The sequence below is a fragment of the Paenibacillus sp. FSL H7-0442 genome (assembly GCF_038593105.1).
Taxonomy (GTDB): domain Bacteria; phylum Bacillota; class Bacilli; order Paenibacillales; family Paenibacillaceae; genus Paenibacillus; species Paenibacillus polymyxa_D.
This window is the reverse complement of the sequence record NZ_CP151963.1, coordinates 1,651,252-1,670,487: the sequence shown is the minus strand read 5'-3', so window position 1 is coordinate 1,670,487 and position 19,236 is coordinate 1,651,252. Positions and strand designations below refer to the sequence as shown.

The window sequence follows — 19,236 nt, the reverse complement described above, 5'->3', positions numbered from 1 at the left end:
AAAATCAGACAGATATGAACATCAAACGACAAAAATTTCAACCCACACCACTAAAAGCCTTCCCCTATACACATTCAGGGAAGGCTCTACATTTACTTTTTCGATTTCAAATATCGTGTATCGAAATATATGTCGACGTAATCAACTGTTACGTTGCTTGAATCCGTCCATAAACTCGGCTAATGCTTGACAGTTCTCCAATGGAACAGCATTGTAGATCGAAGCGCGAAGCCCTCCTACACTGCGATGTCCCTTCAGTCCGATGAACCCGGCCTGTTCGGATTCCTTAATAAATTGTTTTTCCAGCTCCTCATTCGCGAGGCGGAAGGTTACATTCATGATAGAGCGATCAGCGCTGTCCACACAACCACGATAGAAGCCTTCGCTACTGTCAATACGGTCGTATAGCAAAGCAGCCTTCTGCTGGTTCACACGCTCAATACCTTCCAAACCGCCTTCTTCCTGAATCCATTTCAGCACTTCATTCACCATGTATATGGCAAAAGATGGGGGGGTATTGTAGAGAGAGTTATTTTTTTCATATGTGCTATAACGCAACATGGTAGGAATATTGTCCGGTGAGGAAGTCAGCAACTCTTCACGGGCAATCACGACCGTCACACCAGAAGGTCCCAGATTTTTTTGTGCGCCAGCATAAATCAATCCAAATTGAGTAACATCAAAAGGCTTGCAAAAAATATCACTGGACATGTCCACAATCAATGGTACGGAACCCGTATCCGGAAATTGCTTAAATTGTGTACCTTCAATCGTTTCGTTGGACGTCATATGCACATAAGCAGTATTCTCAGGCAAGTCCAAGGAATCCACATTCGGAAGACGCATGTACTTCTCATCAGCGGAGGATGCAGCAATATGAGCCTTGCCCAGTAGCTTGGCTTCTTTATATGCCTTGTCCGACCAGCTACCTGTCATTACATAGCTCCCAGTCTGTCCTTCGCGCAAGAAATTTAAAGGTAGCATTGCAAACTGCGTACTTGCGCCCCCTTGTAGGAATAACACCTTGTAGCCCTGTGGATTGCCCAGCAGAGATAACAGACGTTCCTGCGCCTCATTATGAACAGATTCATACACAGCTCCACGGTGTGACATTTCCATGATCGACATCCCTGTTCCCTGGAAATCTACGAATTCAGCTTGTACACGTTCCAGTACTTTGAGCGGCAATGCCGCTGGTCCTGCATTAAAATTGTAGGCTCTCTTACTCAACAAATTCCCATCCCTTCTCTACTCTGGTGTGGATATTATCGCTATGATAGCAGTATTCATAAATGCGTTCAAGACTTGTATAAAAATGTTTTCAATTTCATTTATGATGTGACAGAGTTGTGAATGTTAACATATTTAACATCTTTATTCTGTGATTTTCACTTTAATATTAAAAGGTCCCCGGCATAAGACCGGAGACCTATTTTGAATAACAAGTGTTACCCGTAAGCTAATGTTTTTTATTCAAAGCAGCTATGCTATCGACTTATTAGCAGTCAAAATACAGGCTGTATTCGTGTGGATGAACACGGATGTTCACCGATTTAGCTTCAGAACGTTTGAGCTCTACATAGTTATCAATAAAGTCCTTCGTAAATACGCCGCCTTCAGTCAAGAATTCGTAGTCAGCTTCCAGAGCGTCCAGAGCCTCATCCAATGAACCAGGTACGCTACGGATTTTACCTTTTTCAGCATCAGACAGCTCGTAGATGTTGCTGTCAAGTGGACCATATCCCAATTCGATTGGGTTCAGTTTGCGCTTGATGCCATCCAGACCCGCCATCAGCATTGCTGAGAAGGCAAGGTAAGGGTTAGCCGTGGAGTCCGGTGTACGGAACTCGATCCGACAGCCTTTAGGAGTAACAGCTGCTACTGGAATACGTACAGCCGCAGAACGGTTACCTTTGGAAAATACCAGGTTAACTGGTGCTTCGTAGCCAGGAACGAGACGTTTGAACGAGTTGGTGCTTGGGTTGGTCAAAGCGATCAACGCAGGTGCGTGGTACAGAATACCGCCAATGTAATGAAGAGCCATTTCGCTCAGATTAGCATAACCACCTTTTTCGTAGAACAAAGGAGTGTCCCCATCGAAAATAGATTGGTGAACGTGCATACCGCTTCCGTTATCCCCAAAAATCGGTTTCGGCATGAATGTTGCCACTTTACCATATTGACGAGCTGTGTTGTGTACAATGTATTTATAAACGAGCAGGTTATCTGCTGTTTTCTTGAGTGTGTCAAAACGGAAGTTGATTTCCGCTTGGCCTGCCGTAGCTACCTCATGGTGATGGCGCTCAATTCTCAGACCTGCTTCTTCAAGCAAACGGCACATTTCACTACGGATATCTTGTTGGGTGTCTACTGGCGCTACAGGTACATATCCGCCCTTCACTCCCACTTTAAAGCCCAGGTTGCCGCCTTCTTCCTTACGGTTCGTGTTCCAAGCTGCTTCCTCGGAATCTACGAAGAAGGAGGAGCTATTCATGCCGCTTTCGTAGCGTACATCATCAAAGATGAAAAACTCGGACTCAGGTGCAAAAAATGCTGCTGTGCCGACTCCTGCGGATTGCAGAAATTCCTCAGCTTTTTTTGCAATGCCGCGAGGATCGCGGTCGTATTTTTCGCCATCTGGCGTAGCAATGTCACACAGAATATTCAGTGTAGGATGCTGAGTGAAAGGGTCAATAAAAACCGCTTCTGCATCGGGCAGCATAACCATGTCGGATTCCTCGATGCCACGATAGCCGGGAATGGAAGAACCGTCGAAAGCAACACCGTTAACAAATGTTTCTGCATCTACTTCGGAAGCTGGCAATGAAATATGGTGAGCACGACCAGACAAATCTACAAAACGAAAATCTACCCACTCAATATTATTTTCCTGAATTGTTTTCAATACGTTTTCAACGGACATGTCTTCTTCCTCCCAATTTTTCCGAACATTAAGTCTTATACAACCCTGAAATGTTCATGATCGAATGTTTTTTTCTGTCGTCATTATAAATCTCAAACATGACACGGGTCAATAGCTATGTAAGGTATTTTTTAAACTAATGTTAGATATGCTTACGCCCTTGATAACATTTGGATAGCACAAAAAGCCCGAAACATCGGGCTTTTAGGCAATTTAAATCTCATTACTGCGTTGCAGCAAAACTTTTATGCATTAATGTTAAACATTGGTTTTAGGCAATGGTACTAGGCGTGTGAAATGTTTTCCCCACAGCAGGAGCCAATATTTCCAAATCTTTTAGTAAATCTGAAAATTGATCCGGGAACAGGGATTGCACACCATCACCCGTCATCGAGTTGTCGGGATCTGTATGCATTTCAATAATTAGTCCGTCCGCTCCGGCAGCAACCGAAGCCTTCGTCATAGGAACAACCAATTCACGTCTACCCGTGCCATGGCTAGGATCAGAAATAACTGGCAAATGGCTCAATTGTTGCAACACAGGGATCGCGGACAAATCGAGTGTATTTCTGGTGTAGGTTTCAAATGTGCGGATACCGCGCTCACACAGCATAACATTCGGATTGCCACCTGCCAGGATGTACTCGGCAGCATTCAAAAACTCGTCATAAGTCGAGCTAAAACCGCGTTTGAGCAACACTGGCTTGCCGCAAGTTCCCAACTTGCGCAGCAGATCAAAGTTTTGCATATTACGTGTACCTACTTGCAGGATATCGGCATATTCCGCACAAATGTCTACGTATTCAGGTGTCATGACCTCTGTGATGGTCAAGAGGTCGTGCTTTTGGCCGGCTTCAGCCATCATGATCAGTCCTTCTACACCAGTTCCCTGGAAGCTGTAAGGCCCTGTACGCGGCTTAAAGGCACCTCCACGGAGAACTTGCGCACCTGCTGCTTTGACCAATCCGGCAATTTCATCTATCTGTGCAGCAGACTCAACGGCACATGGTCCACCCATAATGACAAGTTCGCCCCCACCGATATTTACACCTTTAATGGAGATCACCGTATTTTCCGGATGAAAATCACGGCTGGCCAATTTGTAGGACTTCGATATTTTAACCACATTTTCTACGCCTTTCATTTGACGCAGATGTTCAGCCAGCTTGGGCTCTACGCTACCGATCAATCCGATGATCGTGCGATCCGATCCCCTTGATACATGAGCCTGCAATCCTTCTTTCTCAATAACTTCAACAATAGCTTGAATATGCTCTTCAGGTGTTTGAACACCAGCGATAACGATCATTTTTTTCTTCCTCTCTATGAAACATATTTTATTAACCAGTAATAGATTGATATTATGACACTTAGACGCTTGTTCGCTTTTAAGCTTTTATTCGTTAAAGCAACTATACCTGTTTTAGCTATACTCGTCAAGGTTTAATTATCCCGAATTATTCAATATTCAAACCTAGTGAAGCTACCGGATAATATCTATAAATTTAAACGATTGAAAAGCCGCTATCCGGATGGTTGTATCCGAATAACGGCTGTAATCAATCACATACTATTTCGTTGTTTTTGACTTCTCTCGTACAGGAGGCAGCAGTTTTTTCATATCTATGGTTCGCTGAATCTCCCACGTATCCGGGTTAGCCGCATCATACTGCTCCAAATACGTAATAACCTCTTTGGTAATCAGTGTCGGCGTTGAAGCCCCAGAAGTCACAGCTACTTTGGCTACGCCTTCAAGCCACTCCCTCTTCAGCTCGCTTACATCAGAAATACGATAAGCTGTTGTACCAGCAATTTCCTCCGAAACCTGAGCTAATCGGTTTGAATTGTTACTGCGCGGATCACCGACAACGATCACCAGATCCGCCTGTCCAGCCTGCTCAGCTACCGCTTCCTGACGTACCTGCGTCGCCAAACAGATTTCATTGTGTATCTCAGCACCCGGGAACTTCTCCAGCAGCTTCTTCATAATGTGCTTGATGTCCCATTGGCTCATGGTCGTCTGATTCGTGATAAGGATTTTGCCAGCTGGCAACGTAAGACTGTCGATCTCTTCTTCCTTTTCAATCAGATGAACATGGTTAGGAGCAATACCGATAGCTCCCTCCGGCTCTGGATGATTCTTTTTGCCAATATAAACAATCTGGTAGCCTTCGGCAGACTTCTCCCGAATCAGATCATGCGTTTTTGTGACGTCAGGGCAAGTCGCGTCTACCGTAGTCAGCCCCTTGTCTCGTGCCAACTTGCGTACCTCTGGTGATACGCCATGAGCAGTAAAGATAACAGTGCCGCTCTCTACCTGGCTTAAAATCTCCATACGGTTCGGGCCGTCCAGTGTAATAATCCCTTCGTCTTCAAAGGAATTCGTGACATGACTGTTATGCACGATCATGCCCAATATATAAATAGGCCGGGGTAAGTCCAGATTTCTGGCTGCCTGACGAGCCAATACCATGGCATCGACTACGCCGTAGCAGTAACCCCGGGGCGAAATTCTGAGTACTTCCAAAATGAGCCCCCGCTTTCTTCGACACAGTATACAGCTCCGATAACTCGGTAGCTGTGGGCATCCAAGCCTTTACCGGCCAATTCTATGATGTAGTTGCCTTCCTATTATAGCCTATTCCAAAGGCGCGGAAAAGCTGACCGGAAGCCAGATGACAAATGTCGTTCCTTCTCCTTGACGCGTAACCACTTCCACAGACCCGTGATGTTCATCAATAATCCACTTGGCAATAGACAGCCCCAACCCAATTCCCTCTGTCACCCCGCGCGACTCATCTGCCCGGTAAAAGCGGTCAAAAATAAAGGGAACCTCACTCTTGTCCATTCCAATGCCCGTATCACTGATCCGTAGCCCTACCTGTCCTTGATAAACAATGGCATCAAATCGGACTGTACCTTCAGGTGTGTATTTGAATGCATTATCAATGAAAATGAATAGCATTTGCTGTAAATAATCCTTGCTCCCATCCATATAAATACCATTCAGCAACGAAAAATCTCCCACATTCCATTCGGCCGTTCGCTCTAAAAACTGAGCACGACGGGCAACCTCACTTACAAGGGGTTCCAGCGCAACGGGAGTCTTATCGAACGTTTTCCCTGTGTCTGCTCTCGCAAGTGACAACATATCACTCACCAAACGACTCATCCGTTTGCCTTCATCTGCCATGTCATTTAATGCCTCCATAGAAAGCTCACGAATCATCTCTTCATCCATATTCGGTCGCTCTCCTGGTTCGGTAGTCCACATTTTGAGCAAAAAATCAACGTTGCCACGGATCGTCGTTAGCGGCGTACGAAGCTCATGGGAAGCATCAGCCACAAAACGGCGCTGTGCACCGTACGCATCTTCCAACTCCTTGTAAAACACCTCTGTACGCCCCAGCATGTTGTTAACTGTCCCGATTAATTGTCCAATTTCATCTGGTGGTCCGTCATATTCAATCCGAACACTCAAATCATTACTGGATTGAATCTGATTTGCCCCCTCAATTACCTTGACCAGCGGCTTCATAGACTTGCGAGCCAGAAAGAGACCTGAAGTCGCAGCAGCAAGTAATGCAAACAACGAACCATATACAAGCACATTTTGCAACCTGTTCATGAGTCGATCCTGAGAGCCCGTGAATTGTCCTACCTGTAGCAACCCGACTACCAAGCCCAACTCCTCGGACTTAATGGGCTGTTGGTAAATCATAAAGGTATCCCCATTTACGTTCACACGCCGGATTCCCTCATTTTGAACTGCTCCTGTCGCTGTAGATGGAACAGGGAAGGTGATATTGAGGTCTTTCATGTTTTGGGTGGTTTTGGTAACACCTGATGTATAATTGTAAATTTGTACATATAGCTGTGAATCATCAATTCCACGTTCTTGCACTAAACCCAAATCCAGATTGGGGACTTCAAATAATCCCCCTTTAATTGTAAGCAGTAGCTGCTTGTTAATCCGTGGCGCCTGAGTCGTAAGCTGACTTTTTACTTCATTGTATGTGTAATAATAAACCAGTCCGTAAATAGCCAGACCAAAAATGACAAGCACTATAGCCAAGATGCTCGAATACCAAGCTGTCAGCCGCCACCGAATAGACATATTACACATCACCTCTTAAAATGTAGCCAGCTCCCCGAATTGTACGAATGAGACGTTTACCGCCATCCTGCTCCGTTTTTTGTCGTAGCATGGCAATATATACTTCGAGCACATTCGATTCTCCGCTATAGTCATAGCCCCAAATTTTGTCCATAATCAGATCACGCGACAGAACACGCTTCGGGTTTTGCATGAACAAATGGAGCAGTTCAAATTCTTTGGCCGTCAGTTCCAAGCGTTTGCCGCCACGAACCACTTCACGGGATTCGTTATCCAGTTGTAAATCCTCGAAGGTAAGTCTATTTCCGTTATTGCCCTGTTGTTCGGTTTTACGCCGCAAAAGCGCTCGCACTCGTGCCAGCAACTCCTCCAGAGCAAACGGCTTGACGAGATAATCATCGGCCCCTAGATCCAAGCCTTTAACCCGATTCTCAACCTCATCCTTGGCTGTAAGCATTAGGACAGGTACCGTGCTCCCCCCCTCCCGCATGCGACGGCATACCTCAAAACCATCGACTTGCGGCATCATTACATCCAGCACGACTACATCAGGCTCAGCTGTCAGCATTTTATTTAATCCCTCTGCTCCATTGGCGGCTGTCAGCACTTCATAGCCTTCAAATGCCAGTCCTCTGCGCAGCATGGAAACAATTTTTTCATCGTCATCAATGATCAAAATAGTAGAACGCATACACGATCGAACTCCTTTATCTCTTCTTTTCCCTCTATTGTAGCAGGAGTACACGCGCGTAGCATCTTGCTACTTCATACAGCAAGAAACGGAAGGGATCTTCCTTCCGTTTCTTGCGTGCACATGTTCATTTTTGTAAAGTTATCATCTTATTGCTGGAGCGTCGAGCTAAAGTCATTTTTATTGCCTATTTTCAGTTGAACATCTTTTTTCTGCCCAGCTCGTTCGATGTTAAGCGTCAGTGCTGTACCCACTTTTTGTTTTTGAATGAACTGGATCAGCTCTTGTGATGTGCTATAAGGCGTGCCATTGGCTCCGATAATCACATCGTAAGGACGCAGATCAGCCTGATAAGCTGGTGATTTGTATATAATATCCCGCACAACCGAGCCTTCGGTCAGGGTTGTTCCCAGTTCTTTGGCTACTTCAGGACTCAAATTTAACAGACTTGCACCAATGAAAGGTACAGGTTCTTTAGGGATAGGCTGGTTATTTTTCAGCTTATCGACGACTTCCAAAATCGTATTGGACGGGATCGCAAACCCGATTCCCTGTGCGTCTGCACTAACAGCTACGTTCATACCGATAACTTGCCCTTGCAGATTTAACAGCGGTCCACCAGAGTTACCAGGGTTAATGGACGCATCCGTCTGAATGAGATGCTTGTATTGCGTCGGTTTTCCAGTTGATTCACTATTAATGGTGATCGTACGTTCTTTCGCACTTAGCACCCCGGCTGTTACCGAATGCTCAAAGCCTTCAGGGTTGCCAATTGCGACCATCCACTCGCCGACTTTAGCGTTATCCGAGTCACCCAAAGTTACTGTCGGAAAGTTATTTTTGCCTTCAATTTTAAGTACCGCCAAATCAAGATCAGCATTTTTGCCCAAGACTTTGGCTTCGTAAGGCTTATTAGTTCCCTCTACTGTAACCTGAACCACACTCGCGCCTTCAACAACATGGTTATTGGTTAGGACGTAACCCGATTTATCAAAAATAAAACCGGAACCAATACCAAGCGGAGTCAGCTGTCCGCTGTTGCTACCTTCATTTTCATTACTGTTACCGCTGCTGCCACTGTCACCATACTGATTACCGAAAAAGTATTGATACAGCGGGTCATTGTAATAAGGGCTACTTTGTCTGCCGCTGCTGCCACTGGTTTGTTTGGCAAGCGTTTCGATTTTGACGACTGCCGGTCCAGCCTTAGCCACAACAGATTGAACATCAGCGGTACCTGAAGGCATCACAGCCGGAACTGCGCTTGGAGTCGAGCTGGTTGTTCCCGAATTAGTCGTTTCTCCGCTTTCAGCTGCCGCCGAAGTCAACGCCGTCTCGGGTGTGAACATATTTGTTCGGTCAGCTGTATACATCAATACCGTAATGACCAGCATCCCGGCCAAAAAAGATAAGAAAATTGTTTTCACCTGCGACTTGGGCTTATTCGGTTTAAATTGCCAGTTGCCGCCATTTCGGCCCGAACCATCCTGTTGCTCAGGCATAGCACGATGGTATGAGGGAGGAAGGGGTCTTACTGCCTGCGGTGGCGTGATCTCAACATCTTTTTCCACCGACTGCCCTTCCTTACGTTGTCCGTCCGATTGAACTGAAGAAAAAGGGCCGTAAGAATAATAATATGAGGAACCGTTCGAATCGTTTTGCCGAGTTACGTTATCGGTATCAACCTGATCGTTGTCGTTCCGGCGTCCGGAGTTATTATTTTTAAATTCGTCCATTGTATATCTCCTCCCAAACCCTATGCTTCAAGGTGGTGTTGTTTAACTGACTTTATTTTGCACTTTAAACCTTAATTCCACCTTAAAAACAATTAAAAAGGAGATAAAACCTTAGACCTATTTGTACCTAACCACTTTTACTCAAAACGAAATGCCCCGGATATAATCCGGAGCATTATCGATTATATATGCTTTTTTATTTCGTGTTAAAGTTTTCGTCGAACTTTTCGTTCGGTGTTTGAGCATTGTTTTGAATTTTGTTGCGACTAGAGTTTTGAACTTTTTGTGCTACTGCACCTGTACCGCCTTGATCTGTTGCAAATTCTTCATCATACTTCTCATTTGGTGTCTGGAAGTTGTCTTGAATTTTATTTTGTTCAGACTGCTTTACCTTTTGTGAAACAACACCTACCGTATTGTCTTGTGCAAATTCCGCTTTGAACTGATTTCCTGTGCTCGCATTGAAGCCTTTGTTCGTGAAAGAACTTCCGCCTTGATTTGGCATAATTCTCAACCTCCCAGTATGTTTTGTGGGATAAACTCATCCCGCAACATAGTATGTGATGTTGGAAAAAACAATATTCAAGGATTATATGGAAGCATCCAGTGTCGCGGTCGGAATGGTTTTATGCGTTTCTATCGCCTTTTGGAGCGATTTCACCATCTTTTCCGTACATTTTCCGTTCCCTTTTTTTATAATTTGAACATCCACATCTTTCTTGCCCCATTCAGAATACACCTGCCGGGTTGTTTTAAAATACAAATCAATTTTATTACCCTTAATCGCAGAACCTGTATCTGCTACAATCCCGTATCCATAACCAGGAATGTACAATATGCTTCCCAAAGGAAACGTTTTGGGATCAGCCGCAATCGTAGACAGCGTGTTCTTGTCACGACGCACTTTTACACCGGAATACGTAATACCGTAACCGGGATGACTTGGCCGTTTGCCAGTCGATTCATAGCCTGCTGTATATCCTGTTGCTGTGACCGTCATGGTCGTAATAACCTGCTCTTCGCGTGGAGCTAAAACAGGTGTGGACTGCCATTTCTTATGCTGGACCGGTTCTTTGTGACCGTAAACTTCATTGCCGGGCAATACCAGACAGGTTGCGATTAACACGGTTCCCAAAATCCGTTTCCATACCAACATGGATCTCATAAAAAACCTCCCCTTGAGGCAAAGGCTTTCCAGAAATCCATTGGTTTATACGAACAGATTATTATTTTTGAACATCCTGACCTGGATAAAATCTGCTCAGCTTCACTTTATCTTCAAAAATATGCAGGAGTGTCCGCACTATGGGGGTGTGCTCATCGTCTGTATGCAATATAATGGAAGCAGGAGAAATCGAAATAAGGGTGCTCACGATTCGATCCTCGACCTCCATTTCCAGTTCGATGCCTGGCATCTCGACAATGATGTCATCTGCATCGGGAGTCGGTATCGGCACCATGGCACTATCAAGAATCGTAAAATTATGTCCGCCTTGGTGAAGTACGTGTACGAGCGGAACTTTGCTTTCCTGAAAAAAAACAAAATATTTAAGCAGCCCCATAAATTCTTCGTATTGCCGATCTGCCCAGAATTCTTCCATGGCATAGTCGACGATTTCTTCAAGCTCTTTTTTATACGCATGGAGCCTAAATTGAATCAGTCCTTCCAAATTGATCACACGAAGCTCCTTGAAATCCTTCTCCAGGAGAGTGGTCAGCTTACCATGACGCTTCAAACGACCTCTCGGGCCATCATCGTTTAACAGTGAACGAATCATATTGCGAATTTGCTCTGTATCCTCTTTCTCCAGCAGCGAACAGGCTTTGGTGAGAATGAGATTAAGCAGCCCCCACTCCTTGACCTCGATAATATAATCCGCTATTGCCGAAGACATGATGCTGTATACACAGGGGAGAAAGCTTTCAAACGCCGAATTGCTTTCTGTGCCCTTGCAGGTCCATGCCACTTTGTTGTCCAGCTGTCTGAAAGTGAATCGAAATCCGCGCCGTGACATATGTAGCCCCTTTGTTCTACTTTTGACCACTTCGTAAAACCGGTCGGTTTCCTGATCTCCGTCTGTATTGGTCCACACTGTAAACAGTTCCATTGGCTCACTCCTTTCGATCACTGCTTTCAGTATATGGCGGCCTCTGAAGGGTTATACGAAGTGAACGACTGGAAACAGAAAGACATAGTCAAAAGAGGATGATCAGGTTTCAAAAAGCCGGTTGGCGTGTTATAAACAATGACTGTGGTATAGGAAAAAAACGAAAGACGTTTGAATATTTAGGGTGGGGTATGTTAAGGTTAAATTAATATGAATTTTTCACAAGAGGGAGGAGATAAGATGTCAACGATGCTGAACATGCTGCGTACATTCATGATCGTCATATTGAGCCTCGTTCAGATTTTGTCCCTTCCTGTGACGTTTCATGCAGAAGACACTACTCAATCCCTTCAGTTTACTGCGGGATCTTCTCTCCTGTCTCATGCTGATGTTTCCTCGTTAGAAACAGATTCTCACGGTCTGGAGCACCATCCCAAACCAGCTATACGCAAATCCTCCCCTTTACTTCATCTGGTGATCGCTGCGGCCAAATCACTTCCCTTTGTCATTTTGATAGCGTTTGTGCTGCTATTGAGCATCCCTAAACTACGTCTGCCTTTTATTCCTGTCATTTGCAAACTAAAGAAGCAATTGTACTTGTTCCCCATCAAATTTACCTCTAGTTATGTGGCTTAACCTCCCTTAAGCATGCACATCACCACATTTGCATGTCTATTTGTTAACCGTTCCCAATAAGTGTAATACGTTAAGTATATTTATCAGGTTTTCTATGTTAATTTATAAAATTTAATACAAAAAGAAAGTTTCCATGTCACTCCCAAAGCATGTGATTTATTTCCCATACCATTCATTTAAATAACGTATCGTACAGGAGGCTTTACAAATGGATATTCGAGAGTCTATTTTGCCAGGAATCGGGATTAAGTATCGAATAGATGCAGAGAGTGGCGACCGAATTGTCATTATTATTCATGATGATGGCAGGCGTGAGTTGTATCACTTTGATTACGAGGATTTGGAACAAAGTATTTCTACGACAACCCTGAATGATCAGGAAGCGCGATTGGTAGCCTCCATCATCGGGGGTATGACATATAAGCCCAAACAGCTTGAAAGTGTAGAAATGACGTTTGACGATTTTATTATCGAATGGTATAGAGTGGAATCTCACTATGCAAGTGTTGGCAAATCCATCGGTGAGCTGGATATTAGGCAAAATTCGGGAGCCACTGTTATTGCCATTGTGGAGAAAAAGGGAAAGAAATATGTAAATCCTGGTCCTGAAGTGATTATTAACGATGATGCCACTGTAGTTGTTGTTGGGGAACGCGATCAGCAAAAACGCTTTAAACAAATCCTTATGAACGGAAGCGGGTGATTGGATGGATCATCTGGTATTTGAGGTTGGATTGGCAATTGCTCTCATCGCTGCAGCCGGACTTATTTCCTCCAAACTGCGCTTCTCGGTCATCCCTTTTTATATCCTGATCGGAATGGCAGTTGGACCGCATGCGATGGAGCTATGGCATTTTGATTTTCGCTTTATCGAAAGCGCCCCTTTTATTGATTTTATGGGAAGAATCGGAGTGCTGTTTCTTCTCTTTTACTTGGGTCTGGAGTTTTCAGTAGGTCGGTTAATTAAATCAGGCCGCTCCATTGCCGTGGGTGGCACCATTTATATTGGCATCAATTTCACACTGGGGCTGGCTCTTGGCTTCCTGAGCGGCTTTCCTGTAGCAGAAACGCTGGTTATCGCCGGAATTACAACCATATCATCCAGTGCTATTGCTGCGAAGGTGCTGGTAGATCTCAAGCGGACTGCCAATGCTGAAACTGAAATGATTTTGGGCATTATTATGTTCGAGGATGTTTTCCTCGCCGTATACATCTCCATCCTCTCCGGATTGGTTCTTAGCGATTCATCCTCGCTCGGGGGTGTGCTGCTATCAGCGTTAATCGCGCTTGGCTTTATGCTTGCAGTCATTATTATCGGCCGTAAGGCCGTCCCTCTGTTAAATCGGATTCTTCGTATTCGCTCCAATGAGGTATTCGGACTTGTTGTTTTCGGCTCCCTGTTTCTGGTGGCAGGTTTTTCGGAAACGATTCATGTGGCGGAAGCTATCGGCGCCCTGTTGGTCGGTCTGGTACTAGCCGAAACAGAACATGCCAAACGAATCGAGCATTTAATTGTTCCTTTCCGCGATTTCTTCGGTGCCCTGTTCTTTTTCAGCTTTGGACTATCCATTGATCCACTGTCCCTAGGAGGAAACGCGATATGGCTTGCGCTGGCAGCAGTTGTCCTCACGTTGTTTGGTAACATTTGGGCAGGAATGCTGGCTGGGCGTACGGCCTCCTTATCTCCCAAAGCGTCAGCAAATATCGGCCTGACCATTGTGGCACGGGGTGAATTTTCGATTATCATGGCCAACTTGGGTAAGGAAGGTGGTTTACTTGATATTGTTCAACCCTTTGCAGCCATCTATGTACTCATACTGGCCATTCTTGGACCACTTCTCACAAAGCAGTCAAAACCTATTTTTAATATGTTAAACAAAATATTCAAGTTCAAGGACCCCCGCCTACGAAAAGAAGAAAGTAACTCGGCGTAACTGTAAAGCTGGATACGACAATCCATAGGAGGGAAGGCTATGCCGCACGCTATTAAACATGCCGAAACTCTATGAGGCGGCTTGTGAAGCCCGCTTCAGAAGATGCGAGCAGGTTCCCTGTCTTTTATACGGTGATTGGCGGGATTACGGCATCCGTCGGTCTAGAATTGTTTTTGCATCCGCATGATATGATCGCTGGAGGCGTCACGGGGATCTCCAGACTCATGTCGCTTTATACACAAGAGCATTTTGGGTTACTGCTATTCGTTTTGAATTTACCACTCATGCTGCTGTATTCTCTGTCTACTCACAAACCCATGCTGCTCCGTGCACTACCCGGCTTGTTCGCCTTTTCAGGCTCAGCCATCATTCTTTCGCCTTTTCCGGCAGTGAGCGGCCATCCGGTCGTATGTGCTTTGGGCGGCGGAATCTGTATCGGGCTTGGCGCAGGGCTGGCAGCTCGTCACGGTGGTCTGCTCGATTCACTAGGACTTAACGAATCAGGCGATGGCCGTCCATCCACATTGTTGCTAACACACCGCAAGATTCCGTTAATACAGATTGTTATGCTGTGTAATGGTCTGCTGCTCATTACAGCTGGCTTTGTGCTAGGATGGGAGCCAGCTCTATATTCAGCCTTATCCTGCCTCGCCGCCTACGAAACGACCCGGCTGATGTTTACCGGTCTGACGCGTATGGTTTGTGTTGTCAGCAAGAAGCAGCCAACCGTCGAGGATGCCATATATCGCAGGCTGCGTATACACAGCACGCCTGTTGTAGGCTCTGCCCAGATAGAGGGCAAGATCAAAAGCGAATCTGAGGATAAAAAAGAACAAATGGTCATCGTTTACAGCGTTCATCTGTTGGATTTGCAGCGCTTTAAGGCAGTCATTCAAATGGCAGACCCGCAAGCTGAGATCATGTATATGAAACGATGGAAAGCATAGCAAAGTAACACATCAAAAAAACGCTTATCTGCACTAATCTATGTATAACGATTAGTACAGATAGGCGTTTTGTAATGAACACTATATTAACGGATATTAATTCTGCATGATAAAATCATGTTCAATACTGCTGGCACTGTCAAAAGTACGAATAATATCATAACGGGTATTACGCTGTGCCGGAATGTGACCCGTCTCGCGGATCAACTGTAAAATGGATTCAATGTTAACCTTATACGTTGCGCCTGCAGCGGAAACTACGTTTTCCTCAATCATGGTGCTACCAAAATCATCGCAACCGTAGTACAACGATTTTTTACCGATTTCAGGTCCCATAGTTACCCATGAGGATTGAATATGCTTGATGTTATCCAATACAAGACGACTGATCGCAACGGTCTTCAGATATTCCTCCGGCGTCTGACGTTCCTTCTTCAGGTTGGTATTGTCTGGCTGGAAGGTCCAAGGAATAAAGGCCAAAAATCCTTCAGAATTATATTTGTTTTCAATGCATTCGTCCTGAGCATCACGAACACGCAACAAATGCAGCGCACGCTCCTCCATCAACTCGCCAAAGCCAATAACCATCGTAGCAGTCGTGTTCATCCCAACCTTATGAGCCGTTTGCATGACATCCATCCAATCACGCCAAGAGCCTTTGAGACGGCTAATTTTGCGGCGTGTGCGGTCATCCAAAATTTCTCCACCTCCGCCCGGAAGCGAATCCAATCCAGCTTCATGAATGGCGCGGATTGTTTCTTCCATAGAAAGACCAGATTTCTCCTTCATTTTGTGAATTTCAGCTGGCGAGAAGGAGTGCATCGTAATATCGGGAAAACGCTCCTTGATACCTTTCAGCAAATCGGTATAATAACTGAACGGCAGATTCGGGTTCACACCGCCTTGCATTAGAATTTCGGTGCCACCTACTTCCTGCGTTTCCTTGATCTTCTGAAAGATCACCTCATCCGGCAAAACATAACCTTCATCAGAACCTGGTCTACGATAAAAAGCGCAGAAGCGACAGTATACGTCACACACGTTTGTATAGTTAATATTTCGTCCGATAACGAAGGTTTTAACGGGATCGGGATGCATGCGATTCATGACTTTATTCGCCGCATGACCGATTTTTTCTACCTCGTCTGATTCGAACAAAGCAACGGTATCCTCTAAATTCAGGCGTTCGCCGCGTAGGGCTTTATCTAAAATATGGTCGATTACACTCATGGTGTATCCTCCTTCGCTGTCACAGGGCGACGAAATGAACGACAGGACTTATGAACGAGAATGCTTTCACAAACCTGCGTTCGAACCCTGCCGTAATGTATGTTCATGACTAGCCTTGTATGTTGTCTGTGCTATTTAGCATAGTAAAACCTAATGATAATACTAACATATCTTTAGGTAAGGAACCATACTTATTCCCGCTTCTTTCTGCTTTTCACCTAGGAAAACAGGCAACTGCCAAGCTTATCTCAACATTGCATATAGCCAAAAAATAAGAAAACAGAACTGAAAAGTGTCTTTTTTCACACTGTCGTTCATGTTATTTTATAGAAAACAGCAAGCCTCCTGAAATACTGGAAACTTGCTGTTTAGTACTGTACATATTTGCTCTCAGCGTGAAAACGACAAAGATGCTGCGGATGTGCTAACGCTCTAGCGCAGCGCCTCATCCAGATCACTGATCAGGTCGTCAATATCCTCCAAACCTACGGAGAAACGGAGTAGTCCGTTCGTAATCCCGCGCTCCAATCGTACACTATGGGGCATAGCCGCATGTGACATCATCGCCGGATACGACAAGATGCTTTCCACAGCTCCCAGACTCACCGCTACAATTGGAATACGTACGCGACTGAGGACTTCTTTTGCACGCTCACCAGAACCCACATCAAAAGATATCACTGCACCATAACCGCTGGATTGGCACTCATGAACTTCACGCCCTGGATGATTCTCCAGACCCGGGTAGTATACCGCCTCAATGTCGTTGCGCTCGTTCAGCCAGTTAGCAAGCTTCGCTGCGCTCTTTTCGCTGTGAGCCATACGAGCCTCCAGTGTCTTCATACCGCGCATGAGCAACCATGACTCCTGCGGAGCCAACACGGTACCCAGTCCATTTTGGAGCTGCTTGATTTGTCTTCCCAACGATTCGGTACGTGCTACCGCAAGTCCTGCCAGCACATCGCTGTGTCCGCCCAGAAACTTGGTCGCGCTGTGCAATACAATATCAACTCCCTGCTCAATCGGACGTTGATAATAAGGTGTCATAAAAGTATTATCCAATAACGTTAAAAGCCCGTTGTCCTGTGCCCAAGAAGTTATTCCTGCCACATCGGTAATTTTGAGTGTCGGATTGGACGGAGTTTCCATATATACAGCCCTTGTATTCTCCTGCAACGCATCTTTCACAAGGTTGAGGTCCGTCATGTCGACGAAGGTCGTTTCGATATTCATCCGTTTCAAAATGGAGGTCAGCAGTCGATATGTTCCTCCATATACGTCCTCGGAAACAATGACATGATCTCCAGCAGACAAGAGCATAAATGTAGTAGAGATGGCCGCCATACCTGATGCAAAGGCAAAACCGCACGCCCCGCCTTCTAATAAAGCGATATAATCCTCCAAAGCTTGTCGTGTCGGATTACCTGAACGGCTATAGTCATGCTGTGGAGGATTAAAAATATCGTGATGGTGGAAGGTAGAAGCTTGATAGATCGGGACGCTCGATGCCCCCGTAACGCTGTCAATTTCAGAGCCAAAATGCAGCAGCTTGGTAGCGAACTTCCGCTCTTTGTTCAGATCCTGCCCGATCCTCCTCGCATCCTCTATCATTGCAGCTCTCCTCCTTCTACTTCTTGACGTGCCGCTTCCAACGCCGAACGTAAATCTTCAATTAGGTCGTCTGTATGCTCAATGCCTACGGAGAAACGCAACAGCCTGTCATCTACCCCGACTGCATCCCGAATTTCTGCTGGTATGTCCGCATGTGTCTGCACAGCGGGATAGGTCATTAACGATTCCACACCGCCGAGACTTTCCGCAAACGCAATGAGCTTAATGTGACGAAGCAAAGGTTCCACATAACGAGCATCCTTTACTTTAAAGGAAAAGATACCCGTATTTCCGCTGGATTGTTTATTTTGAATCTCACGACCTGGATGGCCTTCTAGAGCTGGATAAAATACTTCCGCCACAGCCGGATGCGTCAGTAAATAGTTAGACAGCACTGTTGCATTATGCTCGTGCCGGTCCATACGCAGCGCTAACGTCTTCATGCCCTTCATTAACTGGTAGCAATCGCTTGGGGAAAGCACTGCCCCTATGGAATTGTGCAGGAATGCAATTTCAGCTGATAGCTCTTTGCCTTTGGTTACGATCAACCCTGCCAGCACATCGTTGTGTCCGCCCAAATATTTGGTTGCGCTATGTACCACAATATCCGCGCCCAGTTCCAATGGCCGCTGGAAATATGGCGTTAGCAGCGTATTATCTACAATGGTAAGCAACTGATGTTGTGATGCCCATTTAGCCACCGCTCGAATATCAGTAATCATCATTAACGGATTTGTAGGCGTTTCTATGAATACAGCTTTGGTATTCGGTCGACATGACTGTTCGAGCGCTTCAAGATCGTTCGTATCCACATAACTGGCTGTCACACCAAATTTAGACAAAATACGCTCCAGCAAACGATACGTCCCGCCATACAGATCCAGCGATACTATGAGATGATCTCCCTGTCCAAACAATGCAAATACCGTTTGCAGCGCCGCCATACCTGAGCTGCATGCAAAGCCTGCATCACCCGATTCAAGTGCAGCAGAAGCCTCTTCCAGTACCTTTCGCGTGGGATTGATCGTCCGAATGTAATCAAATCCTGTGCTTTGACCCAGACGGGGATGGCGGAACGCCGTAGATTGGTAAATCGGGTAATTAACAGCCCCGGTTACTGGCTCTTCTACTGAACCGATTTGTGCCAATCTACTTTCGATTTTCCACTGTTTCTCACTCATATGAATCCTCCTGTTAACTTCCATAGTGGGTGCTATAACCAATCCTGCAAAAATGGATGTCAAAGACTATACTGCTGCGCTACTGCAAGGTGATACTCTACAAAGGTAAACTACATGCTCCT

17 protein-coding genes are annotated in these 19,236 nt (G+C 45.4%); 4 read left to right on the top strand and 13 right to left on the bottom strand.

Features of this window, described 5'->3' with window-relative positions; all coding sequences use genetic code 11:
• Window positions 1-141: 141 nt before the first annotated feature.
• From serC to MHH57_RS07520, 10 genes are all read right to left on the bottom strand, one after another.
• Window positions 142-1,233 carry a 3-phosphoserine/phosphohydroxythreonine transaminase gene (gene serC, locus MHH57_RS07565; RefSeq protein WP_185156330.1) on the bottom strand — a complete coding sequence of 364 codons (1,092 nt, stop codon included), beginning with the start codon at window positions 1,231-1,233 and terminating at the stop codon, window positions 142-144.
• A 265-nt stretch (window positions 1,234-1,498) separates the two neighbouring features.
• Window positions 1,499-2,923 carry a type I glutamate--ammonia ligase gene (gene glnA / locus MHH57_RS07560; RefSeq protein ID WP_029516512.1) on the bottom strand — a complete coding sequence of 475 codons (1,425 nt, stop codon included), beginning with the start codon at window positions 2,921-2,923 and terminating at the stop codon, window positions 1,499-1,501.
• Between the two features lie 271 nt (window positions 2,924-3,194).
• Window positions 3,195-4,232, bottom strand: a complete 1,038-nt coding sequence (gene aroF / locus MHH57_RS07555) for a 3-deoxy-7-phosphoheptulonate synthase (RefSeq protein ID WP_023987802.1) — start codon at window positions 4,230-4,232, stop codon at window positions 3,195-3,197.
• 261 nt (window positions 4,233-4,493) lie between these two features.
• Window positions 4,494-5,450: a 4-hydroxy-3-methylbut-2-enyl diphosphate reductase gene (locus MHH57_RS07550; protein WP_165145059.1), complete on the bottom strand. Its 957-nt coding sequence runs from the start codon at window positions 5,448-5,450 to the stop codon at window positions 4,494-4,496.
• 111 nt (window positions 5,451-5,561) lie between these two features.
• Window positions 5,562-7,040: a HAMP domain-containing sensor histidine kinase gene (locus tag MHH57_RS07545; protein ID WP_029516510.1), complete on the bottom strand. Its 1,479-nt coding sequence runs from the start codon at window positions 7,038-7,040 to the stop codon at window positions 5,562-5,564.
• Between the two features lies 1 nt (window position 7,041).
• Entirely contained in the window at window positions 7,042-7,731 is a 690-nt protein-coding gene (locus MHH57_RS07540; protein WP_029516509.1) for a response regulator transcription factor, read from the bottom strand.
• 149 nt (window positions 7,732-7,880) lie between these two features.
• A complete protein-coding gene (locus MHH57_RS07535) occupies window positions 7,881-9,467 on the bottom strand; it encodes a trypsin-like peptidase domain-containing protein (protein WP_029516508.1) in 1,587 nt (528 codons plus the stop codon).
• Between the two features lie 196 nt (window positions 9,468-9,663).
• Entirely contained in the window at window positions 9,664-9,972 is a 309-nt protein-coding gene (locus MHH57_RS07530; RefSeq protein ID WP_029516507.1) for a hypothetical protein, read from the bottom strand.
• Between the two features lie 84 nt (window positions 9,973-10,056).
• Window positions 10,057-10,632: a 3D domain-containing protein gene (locus tag MHH57_RS07525; protein ID WP_013309429.1), complete on the bottom strand. Its 576-nt coding sequence runs from the start codon at window positions 10,630-10,632 to the stop codon at window positions 10,057-10,059.
• A 61-nt stretch (window positions 10,633-10,693) separates the two neighbouring features.
• The gene (locus MHH57_RS07520; protein ID WP_342434994.1) at window positions 10,694-11,575 is read right to left on the bottom strand and encodes a putative sporulation protein YtxC; all 882 of its coding nucleotides are present in this window, start codon (window positions 11,573-11,575) and stop codon (window positions 10,694-10,696) included.
• 240 nt (window positions 11,576-11,815) lie between these two features.
• On the opposite strand from MHH57_RS07520, the gene MHH57_RS07515 reads away from it, so the two are divergent.
• The 4 genes from MHH57_RS07515 to MHH57_RS07500 all read left to right on the top strand — a co-directional run bounded on the left by MHH57_RS07515 (window position 11,816) and on the right by MHH57_RS07500 (window position 15,092).
• Entirely contained in the window at window positions 11,816-12,211 is a 396-nt protein-coding gene (locus MHH57_RS07515; RefSeq protein ID WP_069012825.1) for a hypothetical protein, read from the top strand.
• 208 nt (window positions 12,212-12,419) lie between these two features.
• Window positions 12,420-12,914: a cation:proton antiporter regulatory subunit gene (locus MHH57_RS07510; protein WP_342434993.1), complete on the top strand. Its 495-nt coding sequence runs from the start codon at window positions 12,420-12,422 to the stop codon at window positions 12,912-12,914.
• A 4-nt stretch (window positions 12,915-12,918) separates the two neighbouring features.
• Window positions 12,919-14,145 carry a cation:proton antiporter gene (locus MHH57_RS07505; RefSeq protein WP_023987794.1) on the top strand — a complete coding sequence of 409 codons (1,227 nt, stop codon included), beginning with the start codon at window positions 12,919-12,921 and terminating at the stop codon, window positions 14,143-14,145.
• Between the two features lie 83 nt (window positions 14,146-14,228).
• The gene (locus MHH57_RS07500; protein ID WP_342435167.1) at window positions 14,229-15,092 is read left to right on the top strand and encodes a YitT family protein; all 864 of its coding nucleotides are present in this window, start codon (window positions 14,229-14,231) and stop codon (window positions 15,090-15,092) included.
• Window positions 15,093-15,188: 96 nt separating this feature from the next.
• Here MHH57_RS07500 and mqnC read toward each other — a convergent pair whose 3' ends face one another.
• From mqnC to MHH57_RS07485, 3 genes are all read right to left on the bottom strand, one after another.
• Complete coding sequence (gene mqnC / locus MHH57_RS07495; RefSeq protein ID WP_029516502.1) at window positions 15,189-16,322, bottom strand: cyclic dehypoxanthinyl futalosine synthase; 1,134 nt, start codon at window positions 16,320-16,322, stop codon at window positions 15,189-15,191.
• A 432-nt stretch (window positions 16,323-16,754) separates the two neighbouring features.
• The gene (locus MHH57_RS07490; protein WP_342434992.1) at window positions 16,755-17,933 is read right to left on the bottom strand and encodes an aminotransferase class I/II-fold pyridoxal phosphate-dependent enzyme; all 1,179 of its coding nucleotides are present in this window, start codon (window positions 17,931-17,933) and stop codon (window positions 16,755-16,757) included.
• Entirely contained in the window at window positions 17,930-19,114 is a 1,185-nt protein-coding gene (locus MHH57_RS07485; RefSeq protein WP_069012830.1) for a PLP-dependent transferase, read from the bottom strand. Before MHH57_RS07485 ends, MHH57_RS07490 begins: the two co-directional genes overlap by 4 nt.
• Window positions 19,115-19,236: the final 122 nt, after the last annotated feature.